The following is a 20510-nucleotide window of genomic DNA, read 5'->3' as shown; positions in this document are numbered from 1 at the left end:
CGCGGCTACCGTGGGCACATGGAGACCCCCGATCTGGCCCGCATGAGGTCGGAGTACGCCCGCGACGGGCTCGACGAGACGACTGCGGGCGACGACCCGGTGGCGCTGTTCACCCGCTGGATCGACGAGGCCGTCGAGGCCGGCGTGCACGAGCCCAACGCCATGGCGCTGGCCACCGCGACGACCGACGGGCGTCCGTCCTCGCGGATCGTGCTGCTCAAGGGCTTCGACGCCCGGGGGCTGGTGTTCTTCACGGGCTACGGCTCGCGCAAGGGGCGTGAGCTGACCGACAACCCGTTCGCCGCCGCGACGATGCTCTGGCACCCCCTGCAGCGCCAGGTGCGCGTCGAGGGGGCCGTCACCCGTGTGGCGGCCGAGGAGTCCGACGCGTACTTCTCGTCGCGACCGCGCGGCTCGCAGGTCGGGGCGGCCGCCTCGCCGCAGTCCGAGCCGATCGCCGACCGCGGGGTGCTCGAGCGGCGTGTCGCCGACGTCGAGCAGGCGTTCGCCGACCGCGACGTCGAGCGTCCGGAGCAGTGGGGCGGCTACCGCATCGCGATCGGGTCGATCGAGTTCTGGCAGGGTCGCGTCGGCCGGCTGCACGACCGCCTCCGCTACACGCAGACGGCCGACGGCACCTGGACGCGCGAGCGCCTCGCCCCCTGACGCTCGCGAGGGGGTTGTCGCCCCTCGGCGAGGGGGTTGCCGCCCCGCGCAGGGGCCGCAACCCCCTCCTCGAGGGGCCGCAACCCCCTCGTCAGCGGGGTGGGCTCAGTCGAGGGCGCTGTGGCGCGGACGCGGGGCGAGGTCCTTGCCCTCGCCGTACGCCTCGGTGCTGACGCCCGTGACGTCGGACGGGTCGCGTCCCTCCTCGGCGAAGACCTCGCGGGCGATGTCGGCCCAGGTCTTGACCGGGCCGCCGCCGGTGACGTGGTGGATGCCGTAGGGGGCACCCGACCGGACGAGCTCGACGATGCCGGCCGCGAGCTCGCTCGCCGACGTCAGGCGACCGTGCTGGTCGTCGACGACCGAGGGGCTCACGCCGTCGCGCGCCAGCCGCTGCATCGTCGAGACGAAGTTGCCGCCGTCGCCGATGACCCAGCTGGTGCGGACGACGTAGTGGCGGGGGACCGTCGACGTGACGGCCTCGCCGGCCGCCTTGGTCTGCCCGTACACGCCGAGGGGCGACACGGCCTCGTCGGTCGTGTGCGACTCGACGGTGCCGTCGAAGACGTAGTCGGACGACACGTTGACCAGCGTCAGGCGGTGCTCGATCGCGAGGCGGGCCAGCGCGGCGACGGCCGTGACGTTGACGGCCCACGCCTGTCTACGTCCTTCGGGCGTCTCGGCGGCGTCGACCGCGGTGTAGGCGGCCGCGTTGTAGATCGTGCCGACCTGGCCCCACGGGACGCTGTCGTAGGTCGACGGGTCGGCGAGGTCGAGATCAGCCCGGGTCAGCGCGAGGGCGTCGGGCAGCACGGCGCGCAGGGCCCGGCCCAGCTGGCCGTCGGCGCCGAGGATCACGTCGCGACGCGGCGAGAACGGCACGACGTCGGCGAGCCGGGGGTGGGCCTTGTCCTTGTCGGACACCTCGCGCAGCGGCAGGGGCCACGCGATCGCCGCGGTCTCGTCGAGCAGGTTGACGTTGGTGTAGACCGCGTCGGGGCTCCAGTGCGCGTTGACCAGGTACGAGTACGTCGTGTCGTCCTCGAGCGTCTGGTACGAGTTGCCGACGCCCCGGGGCACGAACACCGCGCGCCCCGGCGACAGCTCGATGCTGAAGGTCGTGCCGAACGACTCGCCGTCGCGCAGGTCGACCCATGCCGCGAACACGCGGCCCGCGACGACCGAGACGAGCTTGTCCCACGGCTCGGCGTGGATGCCGCGGGTCGCGCCGGCGGTGAAGTTGTACGAGATGTTGTGCTGCACGGGGCCGAAGTCGGGCAGGCCGGCGGCGACCATCTTCTCGCGCTGCCAGTTCTCCTCGAAGAAGCCGCGGTTGTCGGCGTGCAGGGGGATCTCGACGACGAGCAGCCCCGGGATCGTGCTCTCGGTGATCTGCATGGTCACTGGCCCTGGGCCGCGTACTTGGACTCGGTCGCGGCCTTGGCCGGACGCCACCACGACTCGTGGTCGCGGTACCACTGCACGGTGTCGGCCAGACCGCTCTCGAAGTCGCCGAACTGGGGCTGCCAGCCGAGCTCGGAGCGCAGCTTGGACGAGTCGATCGCGTAGCGGCGGTCGTGGCCGGGGCGGTCGTTGACGTGGTCGAAGTCGGCGGCGTCGCGCCCGAAGACCTCGAGCAGGGCGGCGACGACGTCGCGGTTGTTCTTCTCGCCGTCGGCGCCGATCAGGTAGGTCTGGCCGATCTCGCCGGTGTTCAGGATCGCCAGGACGGCGCTGCTGTGGTCCTCGACGTGGATCCAGTCGCGCACGTTGAGCCCGTCGCCGTACAGGCGGGGGCGGAGGCCGTCGATGAGCTGCGTGATCTGCCGCGGGATGAACTTCTCGACGTGCTGGTACGGGCCGTAGTTGTTGGAGCAGTTGCTGATCGTGGCGCGGACGCCGAACGAGCGCACCCAGGCGCGCACCAGCAGGTCGGAGCCGGCCTTCGTCGACGAGTACGGGCTGGACGGCTCGTACGCCGTCGCCTCGGTGAAGCGGTTCGGGTCGTCGAGCTCGAGGTCGCCGTAGACCTCGTCGGTCGAGATGTGGTGGAAGCGGACGTCGTGCTTGCGCGCGGCCTCGAGCAGCGTGAAGGTGCCGACGAGGTTGGTCTGCACGAACGGGCTCGGGTCGTCCAGCGAGTTGTCGTTGTGCGACTCGGCGGCGAAGTGCACGACCGCGTCGTGGGACGCGACGAGCTCGTCGACCAGGGCGGCGTCGACGATGTCGCCGACCACGAGACGGCACCGGTCCTCGGGCAGGTCGGCGATCGACTCGCGACTGGCCGCGTAGGTCATCTTGTCGAGCACCGTGACCGTGAGGTCGGTGTGGGCGACGACGTGACGCACGAAGTTGGATCCGATGAAGCCGGCACCGCCGGTGACGAGGACAGAACGCATGGCCCCAGCCTAGGGCAGGGCGTCGTGCGGTCAGGACGCCCTCGGGCCCCGGCCCGCCGTGCACCTAGGATGGCGCGCATGCGAGGAATCATTCTGGCCGGTGGAACCGGCTCCCGCCTGCACCCCGTGACCAAGGCCGTCAGCAAGCAGCTGATGCCGGTCTACGACAAGCCCATGATCTACTACCCGCTCTCGACGCTGATCCTCGCGGGGATCTCCGAGGTGCTGATCATCACGACGCCGCACGACGCGGAGCAGTTCGAGCGGCTCCTCGGCGACGGCTCGCAGTTCGGCATCACGATCACCTACGCGCAGCAGCCGAGCCCCGACGGCCTGGCCCAGGCGTTCGTGATCGGCGCCGACCACATCGGCGACGACTCGGTCGCGCTGGTGCTGGGCGACAACATCTTCTACGGCGCGGGCCTCGGCACGCAGCTGGCGCGCTTCGACGACGTCGACGGGGCCGTGATCTTCGGCTACCGCGTCAACGACCCCTCGGCGTCCGGCGTGGTGGAGTTCGACGCCGACGGCAAGGCCATCTCGCTGGAGGAGAAGCCCGAGGTGCCGAAGAGCCACTTCGCGGTGCCGGGGCTGTACTTCTACGGCAACGACGTCGTCGAGAAGTCGCGCACGCTCGAGCCGTCCGCCCGCGGCGAGCTCGAGATCACCGACCTGAACCGCCTCTACCTCGAGGAGGGACGCCTGCAGGTCGACGTCCTCGAGCGCGGCGTCGCCTGGCTCGACACCGGCACGTTCGACGGCCTGTCCGAGGCGGGCGACTTCATCCGCACGGTGCAGCACCGCCAGGGCCTGTCGATCGGCTGCCCCGAGGAGGCGGCGTGGCGCCAGGGCTTCCTGAGTGACGACGGCCTGCGTGAGCAGGCCGCGGCGTACGCCAAGAGCGGGTACGGCGCGTACCTGCTGAGCCTGCTCGACGACTGACGCACCCGGTTCACCTGACGTCCACCTGACGGTCGGGGTTGGGACGCCGCGCGGGGGCACCGTGGCAGGCATGAACGCTCTGCTGATGTCGTTGGGGGTGGGGTTCGCCCTGGCCTTCGCGGAGTCGGGCCTCGGGCTCGGCATGGTCCTGCCGGGGGAGACCGCGGTCGTCCTGCTCGCCGCCACGATGGGATCGGCCGGGCAGATGGTCGCCCTGGGCGTCGTGGTGACGCTGGGGGCGAGCCTCGGCGACCACGTGGGCTACCTGCTGGGCCGGCGCTACGGCGACGCCTTGGGCGAGACGCGCGCGGTGCGTCGTCTGGGTCGTCAGCACTACGACCGGGCGACCGACCTGCTGCGCCGGCGCGGTGGCGCCGCGGTGTTCATGACCCGCTTGGTGCCGGTCGTCCGCACGGTGACGCCGGCCGCCGCGGGGGCGTCGGGACTGGAGTACCGACGGTTCCTGCCGGCGTCGCTGTCGGGTTCGGCGCTGTGGGCCGGGGCGTACGTCGGCGGGGGGTCGGCCGTCGCCGCCGTCACCGGTGCGACCACCGACCTGCTGGGCCGCGCGTCGTGGCTCGTGCTGGTGCTGCTGGCGCTGGCCGTCGTGCCGGTGCTGCTGGTGCGGACCGTCATCGGGGTGCGTCCCACGACGCCGGCGCCCGAGGTCGCGGCGCTCGAGCTGGCCACGGGCGTCATGCCACGGCAGCCGCGGCTGACCCTGGCGGGCGATCTGCACCCGACGGCCTGAGTCAGACGACGAGCACGACGACCGCGGCCGCGGCGGCGGGCAGGACGCCGCACACGAGCCACGCCGACAGCGGCGGCCGGCGGTGCACCATGCGGATCGCGCCGAGGGCCAGCGTGCCGAGGGCGGCCATGACGACGAGCAGCAGCGCCGCGTCGCCGCGTCGCCCCTCGTCGGCGATCGTCCGGCTGACGGCGGTCAGCGCGCCGAGCGGGAACGAGGCGACCGCGAGGATCAGGAACGACACGACCCAGCGCTGCACCTGCTCGAGGCTGAGATCGCGGACCGACACGCGCCCAGTATGCGCGTGACGGTCAGCCCGGGGCGCGGGTGATGCGGTAGCGGACGAACGACGGCACCGCGAGCGACGCGACCACGACGCCCACGACCACCAGGACGCCACCGCCGGCGGCCGCCGCCGCGGTGCCGACCGCTGCCGCCGTCGCACCGTGCAGGGTGTCGGCGATGCGGGGACCGCCCGCCACGACGACGATGAACACGCCCTGCAGACGTCCGCGCATCGCGTCGTCCGCGGCTGCCAGCAGCATGCTGGTGCGGAACGCCGCCGACGCCATGTCGGCCGCACCGCCGATCACGAGCATCGCCAGGGCGACCACGAGCATCGAGGTCGCCCAGCGGTCGGCCAGCGCGACCGCGAGGCCGAAGCCCGTCATCGCCAGGCCCCACACGACGATGCAGACGACGACGGCGCGTCCCTGGCGCTCGACCCGCGAGACCCACCCGCTGAACACGCCGCCGATGACGGCGCCCGCGGGGATCGCCGCGAACAGCAGCGCGAACACGAGGCCGCCCTCGTCGGGCCCGTTGAAGTCGAGGTGGGCGATCTCGGGGAACAGTGCCCGCGGCATGCCGAAGACCATCGCGATCAGGTCGACGACGAACGACATCATCAGCACCGGCTGGGTGCGCAGGTACCGGAAGCCGTCGATGACGGCGCGGACGCCGGGCACGCTCGTCGCGGCCTCGACGGCCTTGAGGCTCGGCAGCCGGACGACCGCCGCCAGCGTCGCGAAGAGCGTCACGGTGTCGATCAGGTAGAGCCACTCGAAGCCGAGGAAGGGGATCAGCACGCCGGCCACGAGCGGGCCCGCGATCGCCCCGGCCATCGTGACCGTCATGTTGAGCGAGTTGGCGGCCGGCAGCAGGGCGGTGTCGACGAGCTTGGGGATGATCGCGCTGCGCGTCGGCTGGTTGACGGCGAAGAACGCCTGCTGCACCGAGAACAGGCACAGCAGGAGCCACGGGCTCGTGCTGCCGGCGGCCGCCTGCACCCAGAACAGGCCGCTCGTCACGATGAGGCCGACCGTCGTGACGACCAGCAGCGTCCGGCGGTCGAACACGTCGGCCAGCGCCCCGCCGTAGAGGCCGAACACGACCAGGGGCACCAGCCCGAAGACCCCCGCCAGGCCGACGTACGCCGACGACCCGGTGTCGGCGTACAGCTGCGCCGGCACCGCGACGACCGTCAGCTGCGCACCGATGACCGTGACGATGTTCGCGAGCCAGAGGCGACGGAAGTGCTGGTTGCGCAGTGGCCGGGTGTCGGCGAGGACGTTCGCGAGGGAGAGCCGGGCCACGTCAGGAGAAGATACGCCTGCCCGTCTCGTGCCGCGTCAGCGGAAGGCGTCGTGCTCGACCTGGATCCACACCTGCTCGGCACGGCCCAGCAGCTCGCCGTCGGCGGTGTGGAGCGCGGTGTCGGTGCGGAACTTGCGGCCGTCCCGCTCGTGCAGCACGCCCACCGACACCAGGGGCTCCCCGGCGCGGGGGGCGCGGACGACCTGGGCGGTCATGCGTCCGAGCACCATGGTCTGGCGCGTGAAGTCGGCGGCCCACCCGCCCGGGCAGTCGAGCGCGGCCCACGTCGTCGGCACGTCGAGGCGTCCGTCGCCGGGGGCGCCGAAGGCCGCGTCGGGCGTCCACGACGCGGCGACGCGTCCGTCGCCGACCGGGCCCGTGAACAGTCGCAGCCCGTCGCCCGCGCCGCGGGCGGTGCCGCACGTGAAGCAGCGGTCGAAGGGGTGGTCGTCGTGTCCCTGGTAGGCGGCGAGTCCCGCGGCGGCCTCGGCGGGCGTCGGCGCCGCAGGTGCGTCACGCGTGAACGCCCCGGGTGCGGCCTCGCCGACCACCGCGCCGCCGGCCGTCAGGAGCCGGACGACCTCGCCGTCGTGGTGCGTGTCGTGCTCCCAGCTGAGGGGCACGTCGAGCGGAGGTGGGATGCGCAGCGTCGACGTCACGACGTCCGCGCCGACCTCCGCGGCCAGCATGCCGGCGACGTAGCCGCCGTTGCCGGAGTGGTCGGGACCGTTGAACCGTGCCGCGATCGTCACCATGCGGCCGACCCTACCGAGCCGACTTGACGACCTCGTAGCGCCGCAGCGACTCGATGCGCTCCTCGGCGTGGTCGACGATCGGGGCGGGGTAGTCGGCTGGCGGCTCGTCCATCTCCCAGGGCGTGTGCACGTGCTTCGCCGGGACGTCGGCGAGCTCGGGCACCCAGCGCCGGACGTACGTGCCGTCGGGGTCGAACTTCTTGCCCTGCGACGTCGGGTTGAAGATGCGGAAGTACGGCGAGGCGTCGGTGCCGCAGCCGGCGACCCACTGCCAGCCGTGCTGGTTCGACGGCGGGTCGGCGTCCACCAGCAGGTCGAGGAAGTGGTCGGCGCCGACGGTCCACTCGAGGTGCAGGTCCTTGACCAGGAAGCTGGCCACGATCATCCGCACGCGGTTGTGCATGAAGCCCTCGGCCATCAGCTGACGCATGCCGGCGTCGACGATCGGGAACCCGGTTCGCCCGTCCTTCCAAGCCTGCAGGTCGTCGCCGGGCTCGTCGTAGTCCATCGCCTCGAACCGCTTGTCGTAGTAGCCGGCCAGGGTGTCGGGGCGGTGGTGGACGACGTCGGCGTAGAACTCGCGGAACGCCAGCTCGCGGGCGTACGCCTCGGCGCCCTTCGTGCCGCGCTCGGCGAGGTCGGCGAGCAGCGTGCGGGGGTGGATCGTGCCCCACTTGAGGTGCACCGACATGCGCGACGTGGCGTCGCGGCCCGGCAGGTCGCGCACGTCGTCGTAGTCGTCGACGTGCTCGAGGTACGCGTGCCACTGACGCCGCGCCGCCTCCTCGCCGAGCGGGGGCAGCGTGACACCGTCCGGGGGATCGACGTCCGGGATCTCCGCAGTGCTCACGTCGGCGCGGATCCACGGCACGGAGCGCACGCCCGGCGCCGGTGCGCGCCATCCGTGCTCCTGCCACGCGCGGTAGAACGGCGTGAAGACGCGGTAAGGGGTTCCGTCGCCCTTGGTCACGCGCCCGGGGGCCACGGCGTACGACGACCCGGTGCGCACCAGCGCGACGTCGTGCTCGGCGAGCGCCTGCTCGACGCGCTCGTCGCGCTCCTTCTCGTACGGGCCGTAGTCGGCCGCCACGTGCACGCTCGTGGCCCCGACCGCCCGAGCCACCTCGGGCACGACCTCCCACGGCTTGCCCTTCACGACGACGAGGCCGCCGACCCGCTCGTCGAGGTCGCGCAGCAGCGCCATGAGGTAGGCCAGGCGGGTGCGTCCGTTCGGGCCCCAGTAGTGCTCGTCGAGCACGAACATCGGCACGACGCCGTCCGGCCCGGCGTCGATCGCCTCCCGCAGCGCGGGGTTGTCGTTCAGGCGGAAGTCGGACCGGAAGCACATGACGGAGGTTGGCACGGTTCCCATCCTCACGCGTGCACGCGCTGTCCGCACGGCATGGAACAATGGGGGAGTGAGCGAGCTGATCGACACCACCGAGATGTACCTCCGCACGGTCTACGAGCTGGAGGAGGAGGGCATCGTGCCCCTGCGCGCCCGCATCGCCGAGCGCCTCCACCAGAGCGGCCCGACGGTCTCGCAGACCGTCGCCCGCATGGAGCGCGACGGGCTGCTGGCGGTCGAGGGCGATCGCCACCTCGAGCTGTCCGAGAAGGGGCGCCAGCTGGCCACGCGGGTCATGCGCAAGCACCGCCTGGCCGAGCGGCTCCTCATCGACGTCATCGGTCTCGAGATCGAGTTCGTCCACGAGGAGGCGTGCCGCTGGGAGCACGTGATGTCCGAGCAGGTCGAGCGTCGCCTCGTCCAGATCCTCGAGCACCCCACCGAGTCGCCGTACGGCAACCCGATCCCGGGTCTGGCCGAGCTGGGCGAGTCGGGCAGCGAGGCGCAGTTCCTCACGGGTGTCGTCGCGATGACCAAGGCCGTCGGCCGGGCCACCGAGCCGACGCGTCTGGTGGTGCGTCGCATCGCCGAGGAGCTCCAGAAGGACACCGAGGTCATGTCGGTCCTGCGCCGCGTCGGCGCGCTGCCGGGCAACGACGTGCTCGTGTCGGTCGGCCACGACGGGCTCGTCGTGGCCCGCCAGGGCGAGACGGCCGAGATCGACACCGAGGCCGCGGCCCACATCTTCGTCACAGCCTGATCCCACCCGACGGTGAGGAGGGGGTTGCTGCCCTCCGAGGAGGGGGTTGTGGCCCCTGTTCGGGGGCGACAAGCCCCTCGCCGAGGGGCGACAACCCTCTCGTCAGCGTTTCGGGGGGAGGGGGATGAAGTAGCTGGTGCGGCGGGCGTAGTCGTCCCAGCCGGGCTTCTTGCGCTGGCTCTTCTCGTTGAGCTTGGCGCCCGTCACGTTGACCAGTGAGTAGCTCATGATCGCCGGGCCGATCAGCGCGACGATGCCGGGCCACGAGCCGGCCGCGACGATGCCGAGGCCCCACCAGACGGCGGCGTCGCCGAAGTAGTTGGGGTGGCGCGTCAGGCTCCACAGCCCCGTGTCCATGATCTTGCCCTTGTTGTCGGGATCGCTCTTGTACTTCTTGAGCTGCGCGTCGCCGACGGTCTCGAAGAACAGGCCGACCGCCCACACCGCGACGCCGACGACCGTCAGCGGGACCGACATGCGCTCGTTGTTGGGGCCCACCATGAGCGGAGCCGAGACGATGAACATCGCGACGCCCTGCGGCACGAACACGCGCGTGATGGCGGTCTGCGCGAACGAGCGACCCGCCTTCTCGCCGTTCTCGAGCAGCTCGGCGTAGCGCGGGTCCTCGCCCTTGCCGTGGTTGCGGCCGCCGACGTGCCACGCCAGCCGCAGGCCCCAGACCGCCACCATCGCGAGCACGATCCAGCGCTGCGCGCGGCCACCGTCGCCGCCCAGCGAGACGATCGCGGAGACCGCCGCGACGACCACGAAGCCCAGGCCCCACAGCGTGTCGACGATCGAGAGCAGGTGGTTCTTCAGTGCGTAGGCCAGGCCGAGACCCATGAACACCAGCAGAGCGCCGAGCCCCGCGAGCAGCGTGACGACGGTCTGCGACAGATCGTTCGCGATCATGCGTCCTCACCGCCGACCGCGCGGCCGTGGAGCCAGGCCAGGGGAGAGGACGGCATCGCGCTGACGCCCCGCGAGCTGGGCTTGACCGACAGGATCTGGTCGACGCCCATGCGGTTCTCCTCGAACGCCAGCGCGCCGCCGACGAGGTAGAGGCGCCACACGCGCGCGTTCTCCTCGCCGATCAGCTTGACCGCGACGTCCCAGTTCTCCTCGAGCTTCTCGGCCCACCCCGCGACGGTCTGGGGGTAGTGCTCGCGCATCGCCTGGACGTCGCGGATCTCGAGGCCTGAAGCCGCGATGAGCCCGATCGTCTTGGCCAGCGGCTTCATGTGCATGTCGGGCGCGATGTACGTCTCGATGAACGGCCCACCGCCCGGGCTGTCCCCGGGGGCGTCGTTGCTGCGCGACATCTGCTGGATCAGGGCCCGGCCGCCGGGCTTGAGGTAGCGGTGGATCGAGTCGACGAACACGACGTACTCGGCGTCGCCGACGTGCTCGCCCATCTCGATCGAGGCGATCGCGTCGATCTGGCCGTCGCGGACGCCGGAGGCCTCGAGGTCGCGGAAGTGCCGCAGGCTGACGTCGACCCGGTCGGCCAGGCCGCGCTCGGCCGCCTTGCCCATGACGTAGTCGCGCTGCTCGACCGAGAGGGTCACTCCCGTGACGTGGACGCCGTAGTGCTCGGCGGCGAACAGCGTCAGCGAGCCCCAGCCGGAGCCGATGTCGACCATCTTCATGCCGGGCTGCAGGCCCAGCTTCTGGCAGATCAGGTGCAGCTTCGCGGTCTGCGCCTCCTCGAGCGTCATCTCCGGCGTCACGTGGAAGCCGCTCGAGTACGCCATGTTGGGGTCGAGGATCAGCTCGTAGAAGTCGTTCGACAGGTCGTAGTGGTGCGAGATCGCCTCCTGGTCGCGCTCCTTGCTGTGCAGCTCGCCCGTCAGGTTCGACTCGGCGGCCGGCGCCGGCGGCCGGGGGCCGATCGCGCCGAGGCGCACCGCGAGCGCGACGGCCTTGGCGACCTGCTTCGGGCCGATCTTCGGCCGTCCGGCCGTCGCATCGGCGGTCCGCGCGTCGCGCACGGCGTTCCACATGGCCCGCAGGCCGTCGCCGAGGTCGCCCTCGACGTCGAGGTCGCCCTGCACGTAGGCGCGGGCGACGCCCAGCTCGCCCGGCTTCCAGATGACGTGCCGCAGGGCGCGCTTGCTGCGGATCACGACGACCGGGGCGCCCGGCACGCCGGCTTCGCTGCCGTCCCACGCGCGCAGACGGATGGGCAGCTTCAGGCCGAGCGTCTCCTCGGCCAACGACAGGAGGGAGGATGCGATGTTCACGGGCCCAAGTCAACCCTTCGCGCCGGGGTTGCGCCATCCGAGTTCCTGTGATGCGGCAGACTGTCGGCATGGACGTCGGGACCAGGCTCGTGGGCTGGTTCAGGCGCACGGGGAGCGAGGCCCTGGGCTGGGTCGTCGTGGTCGTGGGGGTGATCCTGATGCCCCTGCCCGGCCCGGGTCTGGTCATCGTGGTGTCGGGTCTGGCGATCCTCTCGCGCAACTACGTGTGGGCGCAGCGCCTCATGGACCCGCTCGAGCGGCGCGCGACCGAGGCCGCGAAGTTCGGCGTCGAGACGTGGCCGCGGATCCTCGTCAGCTTCCTCGGCGGGTTGTGGCTCGCGGTGCTGGGCGCGATCTGGTGGATCGGCCCCGACATCCCGCGCTTCACGGTGGTCGGGGTCGGTTTCGGGCCGGAGCTGCCGGCGCAGGGATGGGCGACCGCGCTCGGTCTGTGGGCGTCGGCGCTGGCGGCGTGGGGCCTGCTGGCCTACAGCATCGTGCGGTGGCGCGAGCCGCGTCCGGCCGAGCTGCCCTAGCCGGCGGGGCCGGACGTCCGAGGAAGCATTCCGGTGCGCGGGCACGTACTGTTCTGGGAGACGTGGGCCTCGGACGACGTGGGGCCCGGCCCGACGACCGCCGACTCCCGAGGACGACCCCCACCGTGGCACATCGACGCATCATCCTGACCCTGGCCACCGGCCTCGCCCTGACGCTGGGCTCCGCGCCGGCCGTCGCGGCGTCGGACCCGTCCGCCGGGGAGGTCGCGAGCGTGCTGGCGTCGGCCCCTGCCGGTGAGCCGGTCACGGTCGTCACGACGACGCAGACCGCGACCGGCCCGCAGTTCACGACCGAGGTCGCCGACTCGCGCCAGGACGCCCGTGAGCTGATCTCCGACGCGCTCGACGAGCCCGGCGTCACGGTCGACGTCGCCCACCCCGTCTCGATCGCGTCGACGCTCGACACGTCCTCGGCGCAGGCGCCCGTCGCGGCGGTCGCGACCGCGAAGAAGCCCAGGCGCTCCAACGACAGCCTGCGCAAGCGGCAGTGGAGCCTCGACAAGCTCCGCGCCGAGCAGGTGTGGCGCAAGTCGAAGGGCCGAGGCGTCGTGGTCGCGGTCGTCGACACCGGAGTGCAGGCCGATCACCCCGATCTCAAGGGGCGCGTGCTGAAGGGCCGCGACTTCGTCGAGGGCGACCGCAACGCCGCCGACCGCAACGGGCACGGCACCCACGTGGCCGGCGTCATCGCCGCCAAGGCGGGCAACAAGCGCGGCATCGCGGGCCTCGCGCCCCAGTCGCGCATCCTGCCCGTGCGGGTGCTGAACTCCGCCGGCGCCGGCAACACCGTCGACGCGTCGCGCGGCATCGTCTGGGCCGTCAACAAGGGCGCCGACGTCATCAACCTGTCGTTCGCGGGCAAGGACCTCGACGTGCAGATGCAGAAGGCCGTCCGTTACGCCGTGCGCAAGGGCGTCGTCGTGGTCGCGGCGGCCGGCAACGAGGGCTGCTCGGGACCGACGACCTACCCGGCCGCGCTGCCGGGCGTCATCGGCGTCGCGGCGACCAACCGCTACGACCGGGTCGCGCCCTTCTCGACGTGCGGGCCCGCGGTCGACGTCAGCGCTCCCGGGGTGTCGATCCGGTCGACGATGATCAAGCGTCCGTCGATGGGTCTGCCGTGCCGGTACGGCCAGAGCTACTGCCTGATGAGCGGCACGTCGATGGCGTCGCCGCACGTCGCGGCCGCCGCGGCCATCGTGATCGCCCGCACCCGCCACCGCCTGGGCGCCGCGGCGGTCGGCGACCTGCTGACGACCCGCGCCACCGACATCGGGGCCCCGGGTTACGACACGGCGAGCGGTCACGGCTTCCTCAACGTCCGGCGGAGCCTGCTGGGGCGCTGACGCACTCGGGTGGCCTCGCCTCGCGCGGCCGCTGCGCGTGGCGCACGATGGGTCCATGCCCGCTGAACAGTCGTGTGACGTCGTCGTTGTCGGTCTCGGTCCCGGTGGGGAGGCTCTCGTCTCGCGGCTCGCCGCGGCGGGCCTCGACGTCGTGGCCGTCGAGAAGGAGCTGGTCGGCGGGGAGTGCCCCTACTGGGGCTGCATTCCGTCGAAGATGATCATCCGGGCCGCCGACGCCCTCGCCGAGGCGCGTCGCGTCGACGGGCTGGCCGGCACCGCGACGGTCACGCCCGACTTCGGTCCCGTCGCGCGTCGCATCCGCGACGAGGCGACCGACGACTGGGACGACACCGTCGCGGCCGAGCGCATCACGGACGCCGGCGCCCGCCTCGTGCGCGGGCACGGCCGCCTCGACGGCGACCGGCGCGTCGTGGTCGAGACCGCCGACGGCGAGGACGGACCGATCACGTTCGTGGCGTCCAAGGGCGTCGTGCTCAACACGGGGACGTCCGCGGGCGTCCCGCCCATCCCGGGCCTGGCCGACACGCCGTTCTGGACCAACCGCGGCATCCTCGAGACGGAGTCGGCACCCGCGTCGATGATCGTCATCGGCGGCGGCCCGATCGGCCTCGAGCTGGCCCAGGCGTTCTCGCGCTTCGGCACCGAGGTGACGGTCCTCGAGGTCGGCCCCCGCATCCTGGCGGTCGAGGAGCCCGAGTCGTCCGAGCTGCTGGCGAAGGTCTTCGAGGCCGAGGGGATCGGCGTGCACGACGACGTCTCGATCGACGCGGTCGCCCACGACGGTGACGTGTTCCACGTGACGTGCGGCGACGTGACGTACGAGGCGGAGCGCCTGCTGGTGGCGGCGGGACGCAGGTCGCGGATCGACGACGTCGGGCTCGACACCGTGGGTGTGGAGCCGGGCCACCACCTGGACGTCGACGACGACCTCCGCGTCACCGACGGGCTCTGGGCGATCGGCGACATCGTCGGCCGGGGCGCCTTCACGCACGTCTCGATGTACCAGTCCGAGCGCGTGGCGCGCGTGATCCTCGGCGAGCCCTCGCTCGGCGAGTACGACACGAGCATGCCGCGCGTGACCTTCACCGATCCCGAGGTCGGCGGGGTGGGGATGACCGAGCACCAGGCGCGCGAGCGGGGCATCACGGTCCGCACCAGCGTCACCGACCTGTCGGCGAGCAGCCGCGGATTCGTCCACGGGCCCGGCAACGAGGGCCTGATCAAGCTCGTCATCGACGACGACCGCGGTGTGATCGTCGGAGCCAACAGCGTCGGCGTCTCGGGCGGCGAGACGCTCGTGGGGCTCGCGTTCGCGGTGCGCGCCGAGATCCCCGTCGCGACGCTGAAGAACACGATCTACGCGTACCCGACGTTCTGGCGGGCCATCGAGTCGGCGCTCTGAGCCGGAGGGCGGCGGTCAGGCCCGGCCGAGCAGGTCCAGCACCTCGCGCTCGAGCGTGCGGCTCGTGGGGGCGCCGGGCTTGACGCGCCGGTGGTCGGGCGAGACCGTGACGCCGTGCTCGAACAGGTCGACGACGCGCGGGTCGACGTACGACGATCGGGCGACCGCGGGGGTGTTGCCGAGGTGCTCGGACACCTCGCGCATCGCGGCGGCGACGGTGCGCTTGCGCTTCGTCGCGGTCGAGGCGTCGGCCCCGGCGAGCGCGAGGGCGGCGATCGTGGTGCCCCGCCACGTGCGGAAGTCCTTGGCCGAGTAGTCGCCCGCGAGCACGTCCTTGACGTACGCGTTGACGTCGCTCGCGTCGAGGTCCTTCCACGTGCGTCCGACCTTGTAGGCCAGCAGCTGGTCGCTGCCGCCGCGGCGCCGACGCAGCGTCTCGAGGACCGTCTGCACGCGCTCGTCGCGCACCGTGACCTGCACCTCCTGCCCGGACTTGGCGGCGTACGAGAACGCCAGCCCGTCGCCGGAGGGGTTCACGTGCTGCTTCTGCAGCGTCGTCAGTCCGAAGCTGCCGTTCTCCTCGACGTAGCGGACGGACCCGATGCGGAACATGCCGAGGTCGAGCAGGCTGAACGTCGCGGCGGCGACCCGTCGCAGGTCGAGCGCGTCGCCCGAGAGGTCGCGACGGGCCCGCGGCCGGTGCGTCAGCAGCGACTCGGCGAAGCCCTCCATGCGCTCGAACTTCTCCGAGTCGCGGCGCTCGCGCCACCCCGGGTGGTACAGGTACTGGCGGCGTCCGGCGTCATCGGTCCCGACGGCCTGCAGGTGGCCGTTGTCGACCGAGCAGATCCACACCTCGGTCCACGCCGGTGGGATGACCAGCAGCTTGCAGCGCTCGACCTGTGCGGGCTCGAGGGCGTTGCCGTCGTGGTCGAGGTAGCGGAAGCCCCGGCCGTGACGGATGCGGCTCCAGCCGGGCTGGCTGGCGGACGTGCGACGGAGGCGAACCATGGTCCGTCCACGCTAGGGCCACCGCGACGGCTCGGCACGTCGTGCAGGACGCTAGCGGGAACCGGCCGACTCGGCGACCCCGCGCCGGTGCCACGTCCAGTCGGTCGGCAGCGCGATCCCGTCGAGACCGATGCCCTGGAAGATCAGCCGGTACGCGTCGGGGCTCTCCTGGCGCTGCTGCTCCATGGCGCGGTGGATGTGGCCCCACAGGGGCGTGCTCTCGGGCGAGCCGAGGTACTCGGCGGTGAAGGTGCCCGGCAGGGTCTGGGTCTGCATGCTGAGGCTCGACAGCAGTCGTCGCGCGTGGGCGTCCATGATCATGACGATGAAGTCGACGTCGTTGGCGTACGACGCCGTGATGATGCCGTGGTAGAGCGCCGCGGCGCACAGCCCGCCGCGTCCCTCGCCGCGGCGCACCGCGATCGTCGCGATGTCCCACGTGCGGTCGATGTCGACGCCGGCCGATCGCGCCGACCGCTCGCCGTCGACCTCCCAGGGCGCGCGGCCGATGTCGTTGAGCGTCTTGAGGCCCGCGGGTCCGGGCGCGATGAACCGGGCGGTCGCGACGGCGTGGCCGTCGCCCTCGAGCACCGTCATGAAGCCGGTGGAGTCGTCGTACGGCCCGTACTCGTCGGCGAACTGCTCGGAGGTGTTGCCGTACGTCTCGAGGAAGACGTCCGCCTCGCAGGCGCGGGCGGCGTCGAGCTCGGCGCCGGTCGGGTCGAACACGAAACGCAGGGGTGCGGCGGTCATCGGGACTCTTCTCTGTCATCGTGCTGCGGGAGCTCGTTCGATTGGTCGAGGAGGGCGCGCCCCTTGGCCCAGAGGGCCAGCTCGTCGGCGGGCATGGGACGCGCGAGGTGGTAGCCCTGGACGGTGTCGATGCCCATCGCGACGAGCTCGGCGAGGTCGGCGGCGTTCTCGACGCCCTCGGCGACGATACGCATGCCGAGGGCGTGGGCGAGCTGGATCGTCGAGGCCACGATCATGCGGCTGCGGGGATCGGTCGCGACGTTGCCGATCAGGGCGCGGTCGATCTTGAGCTCCTGGACGGGCAGGTTGCGCAGGTAGGCCAGTGACGAGAAGCCCGTGCCGTAGTCGTCGATCGACACCTGCACGCCGTGGTCCCGCAGGGTCAGCAGGACGTCGCGGGTGTGCTGCGGATCGGCCAGGAACGAGTCCTCCGTGACCTCGAGGACCAGCTGGTCGACCGGGACGTCCTCGCGCTCGACCAGCGCGTACAGCATCGGCAGGAAGCTCGGGCCGAGCAGCTCGGGGGGAGCGCAGTTGATCGCGATCGTCAGGTCGATGTCGTCGCGCCGGAAGGCGATCATGTCGGCCACGGCCTGCCGCGCGACGACCTCGGACAGCTGCGCCATCAGCCCGGCACGGCGGGCCGCCGGCAGGAACGACACGGGGCTGATCACGCCCTGGTGGGGGTGGCGCCAGCGCACGAGGGCCTCGAGCCCCGAGGCCTGCATCGTGGTCGCGTCGAGCTGCGGCTGGTACCAGACCTCGATCTGGCCGTCCGAGATGCCCTTGCGCAGCTCCTCGGCGAGCTGCAGGCGCGACCGCGAGAACTCGTCGAGCTGGGCGTCGTACAGCGCGGCACCGAGGCCCGAGCTCTTGGCCTGGTACATCGCCACGTCGGCGCGCCGCAGGGCCTCGCTGCCGTCGATCGTCGCGCCCCGGGCGACCGTGACGCCGATCGACGCCGACGGGGCGATCTCGATGCCCTCGACGAGCAGGGGCTTGGCGAGCTCGGCGAGCACGTGGTGCGCCGTCTCCATCAGCTCGATCTCGTCGACGTTGTCGACCACGATCGCGAACTCGTCGCCGCCCAGCCGCGCGACCCGGACGCGCGGCCCCACGGCCTCGCTGATGCGCACGGCGACCATCGTGAGGACCGTGTCGCCGGCCCGGTGCCCGAGGGAGTCGTTGATCTCCTTGAAGCCGTCGAGGTCGAGCAGCATCAGCGACATGGGTCGTCCGCCCTCGAGGTCGTTGGCGAGCCAGGCACGGACGGCGCGCCGGTTCGGCAGCTTCGTGAGGTCGTCGGTCTCGGACAGGGCGAAGGCCTCGTTGGCGCGGTTGGCGTCGCGCAGCGCCAGGGCCATGCGGGCGGCGACGGCGCCGAGCGTCAGGATCGCGGGCGGCAGCATGTACGTCGCGATGGTGTCGTCGGGGCGGATCGCGAGGACGGCCAGGGCCACGAGCCCCGCGCCGACGAGGATCGGGGTGCCCGCCGGGCGCGGCATGGCCCTGATGACGGTCAGCCGCGGGCGGCAGGCGGCCGCGACGAGCAGCAGGAACGCCCCGCCCCACAGCGCGTACCGCAGCCCGCTGAAGTCGTAGGTGCTGGCCGAGCTGAGCAGCGCGAACCCCGAGTCGGCGATCGCGAGCAGCATGAATCCCGCGCCGAGCATCCACGAGGCGCGGCGGTCGAAGCGGATCTGCAGAAGCGACTGGCCCAGCACGACGAGGGCCAGGATCAGGTCGGCCAGCGGGTAGATGAGGGCGAGCAGCAGCGGCACGCCGTCCTGGTGCGACATCACCCGGACGGGCGTCACGAGCAGGAGGCAGGCCAGGCACGCGGTGCCGCCGCACACGATGACGATGTCGAGCCACGCGCGGGTCGGCCGGGACGGGCGTCGGTCGACGTCGCGCATGAGGTACCCCGCCATGCCGAGGTACGACAGCATGAACAGCCACTCGCCGTCGGCCGGGAACTCGGCCTTGCCCTGGTCGAGCGTCGCGTTGACCGAGATCGACCCGAGGCCCCAGCACGTGATGGCCGCGAGGAGGACGAGCAGCGCGAGGCGCCGATCGGGCTGCAGGTAGGCGGCCAGCGCGAGCCGGAGCAGCAGCAGCGGGAAGAACAGCGACAGCGTGGCCAGCAGGATCGTGGGCGTCGCGCCGCCACCCAGCCACTGCACGACCCGGTTGACCAGCAGCCCGGTCGCGACGACGACCCACGGCAGCGGGGCGACGAAGGACTGGGCCCGGGCCCATCGGGCCGCCGTCGTGGGCGCGGCGGACGTGGACGTGCCGGAACGCTCGGGGGCCATGCCTACCGCCCTCGCCCGGGGTCGTTCGGGTGCCGGACCGAGGGCTGCCACGTGCTGGGTGCGTCCGGCTCGAGGCTGTCGAGGATCAGGTCGACGTCCTCGACCGTCGTGCGGGGGTTGACGAAGCACAGGCGCAACGTGGTCTCGCCGCCGAACCGCGTGGGGGTCACGAGACCGATGCCACGGGCGTGCGCCTGAGCCGACCACCGGGCGTAGTCGCCCGGCAGCCAGCCGCGCCGACGGAACAGCACGACCGAGAGGTGCGGTTCCGTCGCGAGCTCGAGGTACGGACGGGCGTCGACCTGCTTGGCGGCGTAGCCGGCGGTCGTCAGGCACTGCTCGACCGCGTCGACGTACGCGTCGGTGCCGTTGGCGACCAGCGACGCCCACACCGGCACGCCGCGGGCCCGGCGGGTCAGGTGGGCGGCGTAGTCGGCCGGGTTGTCGTCCGCCTCCTCGGCCACGACCTCGAGGTAGTCGGCGCGCTGCTGGTGGGCGGCGCGGGCGCCGTCGGGGTCGAGGTAGAGCACGGCGGCGCAGTCGAACGGCGTGAACAGCCACTTGTGGGGGTCGATCGTGATCGAGTCGGCGCGCTGGATCCCCTCGAAGTCGTCGCGACGGGAGCGGGCCAGCATCGCGGCGCCACCGTAGGCGGCGTCGACGTGGAGCCAGATGCCGCGCACCTCGCAGCAGTCGGCGATGTCGTCGAGGCGGTCGACCGCGCCGGTGTTCGTGGCGCCGGCGTTGGCCACGACGGCCACGACGTCGCGGGTGTCGAGCGAGTCGAGCACCCGGGTCAGCTGCTCGCCGTCGAGCGGCTGGTCGGGTGATCCGGCCGTCACGACGCGGCATCCCATGATCGCGGCGGCGGCCCTGATCGACGAGTGGGCCTCGGCGCTCGCGACGATGACGCCGGGCGGCCCGCCGTCGGGCGCGTGCAGGCCGTGACGGGCCGCGACGAGGGCGCTCAGGTTGGCCAGCGAGCCGCCGCTGACGAAGACGCCGTGCGCCTGCTCGGGGTAGCCCACGACGTCGCACAGCCAGCGCATCGCGACCCGCTCGGCCGCCACGACGTCACCGGCCTCGAGCTCGGTGCCGCCGTACACCGCCGCGGCGGACATCGCGGCGTCGGCGATGATCGAGGCGGGCGTCGGCGCCCCACCGACGAATGCGAGGTAGCGGGGATGGTCGGTCGGGAACGACGTCGGCAGCAGCAGGTCGCGCAGGGCCGCCCACGTCGCCTGGATGCCGATGCCGTGCGGCGTGACGGCCGGCAGCGTCCCGGTGCGTCCGGGGCGCAACGGGGCCGGCTTGGTGCGTCGGTCGACGATCCACTCGGCCAGGTCGCCCAGGACCTGCCGATCCTGGACCGCGAAGTCGTGCACGTGGGGCCGCCGTTCGAAGAGGTGAGTGGCGGACGGTGCGCGATGTCGCCGTGGACGGCCCCGCCCCGGTCATCCGTGCCGTCTCCCCTCAGGGTATCCCCGCGCGGAGGTCAAAGGTCCCGGCCAGCCCTGTGGTGTATCGCTCAGGACGTTGGTCCTGCCGGCCCGGTCCCGGGATCCGGCGGGTTTGCCGCGGGCCGCCGCGGGTACGCGCCGACGGCGCCTCCTTCCTCCCACCAGCGGCGCGACCACGCAGACGA

General features: G+C 72.3%; 19 protein-coding genes. 7 read left to right on the top strand and 12 right to left on the bottom strand.

The features are described from left to right. Positions 1 to 18 precede the first annotated feature (18 nt). On the top strand, positions 19 to 666 hold the full coding sequence (gene pdxH, locus IFT73_RS07155) for a pyridoxamine 5'-phosphate oxidase (protein ID WP_192167043.1): 648 nt from the start codon (positions 19 to 21) through the stop codon (positions 664 to 666). A 105-nt stretch (positions 667 to 771) separates the two neighbouring features. Here the strand turns inward: pdxH and IFT73_RS07150 are convergent, their stop codons facing one another. Together IFT73_RS07150 and rfbB are read right to left on the bottom strand one after the other, a co-directional pair. Continuing rightward, complete coding sequence (locus tag IFT73_RS07150; protein WP_192167042.1) at positions 772 to 2064, bottom strand: bifunctional dTDP-4-dehydrorhamnose 3,5-epimerase family protein/NAD(P)-dependent oxidoreductase; 1293 nt, start codon at positions 2062 to 2064, stop codon at positions 772 to 774. A 2-nt stretch (positions 2065 to 2066) separates the two neighbouring features. Then, complete coding sequence (rfbB, locus tag IFT73_RS07145) at positions 2067 to 3065, bottom strand: dTDP-glucose 4,6-dehydratase (protein WP_192167041.1); 999 nt, start codon at positions 3063 to 3065, stop codon at positions 2067 to 2069. A 78-nt stretch (positions 3066 to 3143) separates the two neighbouring features. Here rfbB and rfbA point away from each other — a divergent pair, with 78 nt between their 5' ends. Both rfbA and IFT73_RS07135 read left to right on the top strand, forming a co-directional pair. Beyond that, positions 3144 to 4007 (top strand): glucose-1-phosphate thymidylyltransferase RfbA, encoded by an 864-nt coding sequence (gene rfbA, locus IFT73_RS07140; protein WP_056612462.1) that lies wholly within the window; start codon positions 3144 to 3146, stop codon positions 4005 to 4007. A gap of 70 nt (positions 4008 to 4077) precedes the next feature. Next, on the top strand, positions 4078 to 4758 hold the full coding sequence (locus tag IFT73_RS07135) for a DedA family protein (protein WP_192167040.1): 681 nt from the start codon (positions 4078 to 4080) through the stop codon (positions 4756 to 4758). A gap of 1 nt (position 4759) precedes the next feature. On the opposite strand, the gene IFT73_RS07130 is transcribed toward IFT73_RS07135, so the two are convergent. From IFT73_RS07130 to IFT73_RS07115, 4 genes are read right to left on the bottom strand one after another with little or no spacing between them, the layout of a single operon-like run. Next, entirely contained in the window at positions 4760 to 5047 is a 288-nt protein-coding gene (locus IFT73_RS07130) for a hypothetical protein (RefSeq protein ID WP_192167039.1), read from the bottom strand. A 22-nt stretch (positions 5048 to 5069) separates the two neighbouring features. Next, positions 5070 to 6353: an MFS transporter gene (locus IFT73_RS07125; RefSeq protein ID WP_192167038.1), complete on the bottom strand. Its 1284-nt coding sequence runs from the start codon at positions 6351 to 6353 to the stop codon at positions 5070 to 5072. 36 nt (positions 6354 to 6389) lie between these two features. Beyond that, positions 6390 to 7109 carry a hypothetical protein gene (locus IFT73_RS07120; protein WP_192167037.1) on the bottom strand — a complete coding sequence of 240 codons (720 nt, stop codon included), beginning with the start codon at positions 7107 to 7109 and terminating at the stop codon, positions 6390 to 6392. 10 nt (positions 7110 to 7119) lie between these two features. Further along, a complete protein-coding gene (locus IFT73_RS07115) occupies positions 7120 to 8481 on the bottom strand; it encodes a deoxyribodipyrimidine photo-lyase (RefSeq protein ID WP_192167036.1) in 1362 nt (453 codons plus the stop codon). A 46-nt stretch (positions 8482 to 8527) separates the two neighbouring features. On the opposite strand from IFT73_RS07115, the gene IFT73_RS07110 reads away from it, so the two are divergent. Beyond that, entirely contained in the window at positions 8528 to 9217 is a 690-nt protein-coding gene (locus tag IFT73_RS07110) for a metal-dependent transcriptional regulator (protein WP_056612287.1), read from the top strand. Between the two features lie 102 nt (positions 9218 to 9319). Here IFT73_RS07110 and IFT73_RS07105 read toward each other — a convergent pair whose 3' ends face one another. Beyond that, positions 9320 to 10129, bottom strand: coding sequence for a DUF1295 domain-containing protein (locus tag IFT73_RS07105; protein WP_197983825.1), 810 nt, complete (start codon positions 10127 to 10129; stop codon positions 9320 to 9322). Beyond that, entirely contained in the window at positions 10126 to 11460 is a 1335-nt protein-coding gene (locus IFT73_RS07100) for a class I SAM-dependent methyltransferase (protein ID WP_192167035.1), read from the bottom strand. The genes IFT73_RS07105 and IFT73_RS07100 overlap by 4 nt, the downstream gene beginning before the upstream one ends. A 68-nt stretch (positions 11461 to 11528) precedes the next feature. Here IFT73_RS07100 and IFT73_RS07095 point away from each other — a divergent pair, with 68 nt between their 5' ends. The 3 genes from IFT73_RS07095 to IFT73_RS07085 all read left to right on the top strand — a co-directional run bounded on the left by IFT73_RS07095 (position 11529) and on the right by IFT73_RS07085 (position 14786). Continuing rightward, positions 11529 to 11996, top strand: a complete 468-nt coding sequence (locus IFT73_RS07095; RefSeq protein WP_192167034.1) for a PGPGW domain-containing protein — start codon at positions 11529 to 11531, stop codon at positions 11994 to 11996. Between the two features lie 125 nt (positions 11997 to 12121). Next, on the top strand, positions 12122 to 13363 hold the full coding sequence (locus IFT73_RS07090) for a S8 family serine peptidase (RefSeq protein WP_192167033.1): 1242 nt from the start codon (positions 12122 to 12124) through the stop codon (positions 13361 to 13363). 55 nt (positions 13364 to 13418) lie between these two features. Continuing rightward, entirely contained in the window at positions 13419 to 14786 is a 1368-nt protein-coding gene (locus IFT73_RS07085; protein WP_192167032.1) for an NAD(P)/FAD-dependent oxidoreductase, read from the top strand. Between the two features lie 15 nt (positions 14787 to 14801). Here the strand turns inward: IFT73_RS07085 and IFT73_RS07080 are convergent, their stop codons facing one another. From IFT73_RS07080 to IFT73_RS07065, 4 genes are read right to left on the bottom strand one after another with little or no spacing between them, the layout of a single operon-like run. Beyond that, positions 14802 to 15797 (bottom strand): DNA topoisomerase IB, encoded by a 996-nt coding sequence (locus IFT73_RS07080; protein ID WP_192167031.1) that lies wholly within the window; start codon positions 15795 to 15797, stop codon positions 14802 to 14804. 51 nt (positions 15798 to 15848) lie between these two features. Next, positions 15849 to 16550, bottom strand: coding sequence for a hypothetical protein (locus tag IFT73_RS07075; protein ID WP_192167030.1), 702 nt, complete (start codon positions 16548 to 16550; stop codon positions 15849 to 15851). Continuing rightward, complete coding sequence (locus tag IFT73_RS07070; RefSeq protein ID WP_192167029.1) at positions 16547 to 18865, bottom strand: bifunctional diguanylate cyclase/phosphodiesterase; 2319 nt, start codon at positions 18863 to 18865, stop codon at positions 16547 to 16549. The genes IFT73_RS07075 and IFT73_RS07070 overlap by 4 nt, the downstream gene beginning before the upstream one ends. Positions 18866 to 18867: 2 nt before the next feature. Further along, a complete protein-coding gene (locus tag IFT73_RS07065) occupies positions 18868 to 20250 on the bottom strand; it encodes an aminotransferase class I/II-fold pyridoxal phosphate-dependent enzyme (protein ID WP_192167028.1) in 1383 nt (460 codons plus the stop codon). Positions 20251 to 20510: the final 260 nt, after the last annotated feature.

The organism is Aeromicrobium sp. CFBP 8757, from assembly GCF_014841755.1.
Taxonomy (GTDB): domain Bacteria; phylum Actinomycetota; class Actinomycetes; order Propionibacteriales; family Nocardioidaceae; genus Aeromicrobium.
Note: the sequence above shows the minus strand (reverse complement) of the source record. Positions and strands in the feature narration are given on the sequence as shown.

Bases quoted from the DNA above. Each gene is read 5' to 3' on its own strand.
- IFT73_RS07115 (WP_192167036.1), bottom strand. From the start codon at position 8,481: ATGGGAACCGTGCCAACCTCCGTCATGTGCTTCCGGTCCGACTTCCGC.
- IFT73_RS07120 (WP_192167037.1), bottom strand. From the start codon at position 7,109: ATGGTGACGATCGCGGCACGGTTCAACGGTCCCGACCACTCCGGCAAC.
- rfbB (WP_192167041.1), bottom strand. From the start codon at position 3,065: ATGCGTTCTGTCCTCGTCACCGGCGGTGCCGGCTTCATCGGATCCAAC.
- IFT73_RS07150 (WP_192167042.1), bottom strand. From the start codon at position 2,064: ATGCAGATCACCGAGAGCACGATCCCGGGGCTGCTCGTCGTCGAGATC.
- IFT73_RS07135 (WP_192167040.1), top strand. From the start codon at position 4,078: ATGAACGCTCTGCTGATGTCGTTGGGGGTGGGGTTCGCCCTGGCCTTC.
- rfbA (WP_056612462.1), top strand. From the start codon at position 3,144: ATGCGAGGAATCATTCTGGCCGGTGGAACCGGCTCCCGCCTGCACCCC.
- IFT73_RS07080 (WP_192167031.1), bottom strand. From the start codon at position 15,797: ATGGTTCGCCTCCGTCGCACGTCCGCCAGCCAGCCCGGCTGGAGCCGC.
- pdxH (WP_192167043.1), top strand. From the start codon at position 19: ATGGAGACCCCCGATCTGGCCCGCATGAGGTCGGAGTACGCCCGCGAC.
- IFT73_RS07070 (WP_192167029.1), bottom strand. From the start codon at position 18,865: ATGGCCCCCGAGCGTTCCGGCACGTCCACGTCCGCCGCGCCCACGACG.
- IFT73_RS07085 (WP_192167032.1), top strand. From the start codon at position 13,419: ATGCCCGCTGAACAGTCGTGTGACGTCGTCGTTGTCGGTCTCGGTCCC.
- IFT73_RS07095 (WP_192167034.1), top strand. From the start codon at position 11,529: ATGGACGTCGGGACCAGGCTCGTGGGCTGGTTCAGGCGCACGGGGAGC.
- IFT73_RS07105 (WP_197983825.1), bottom strand. From the start codon at position 10,129: ATGATCGCGAACGATCTGTCGCAGACCGTCGTCACGCTGCTCGCGGGG.
- IFT73_RS07075 (WP_192167030.1), bottom strand. From the start codon at position 16,550: ATGACCGCCGCACCCCTGCGTTTCGTGTTCGACCCGACCGGCGCCGAG.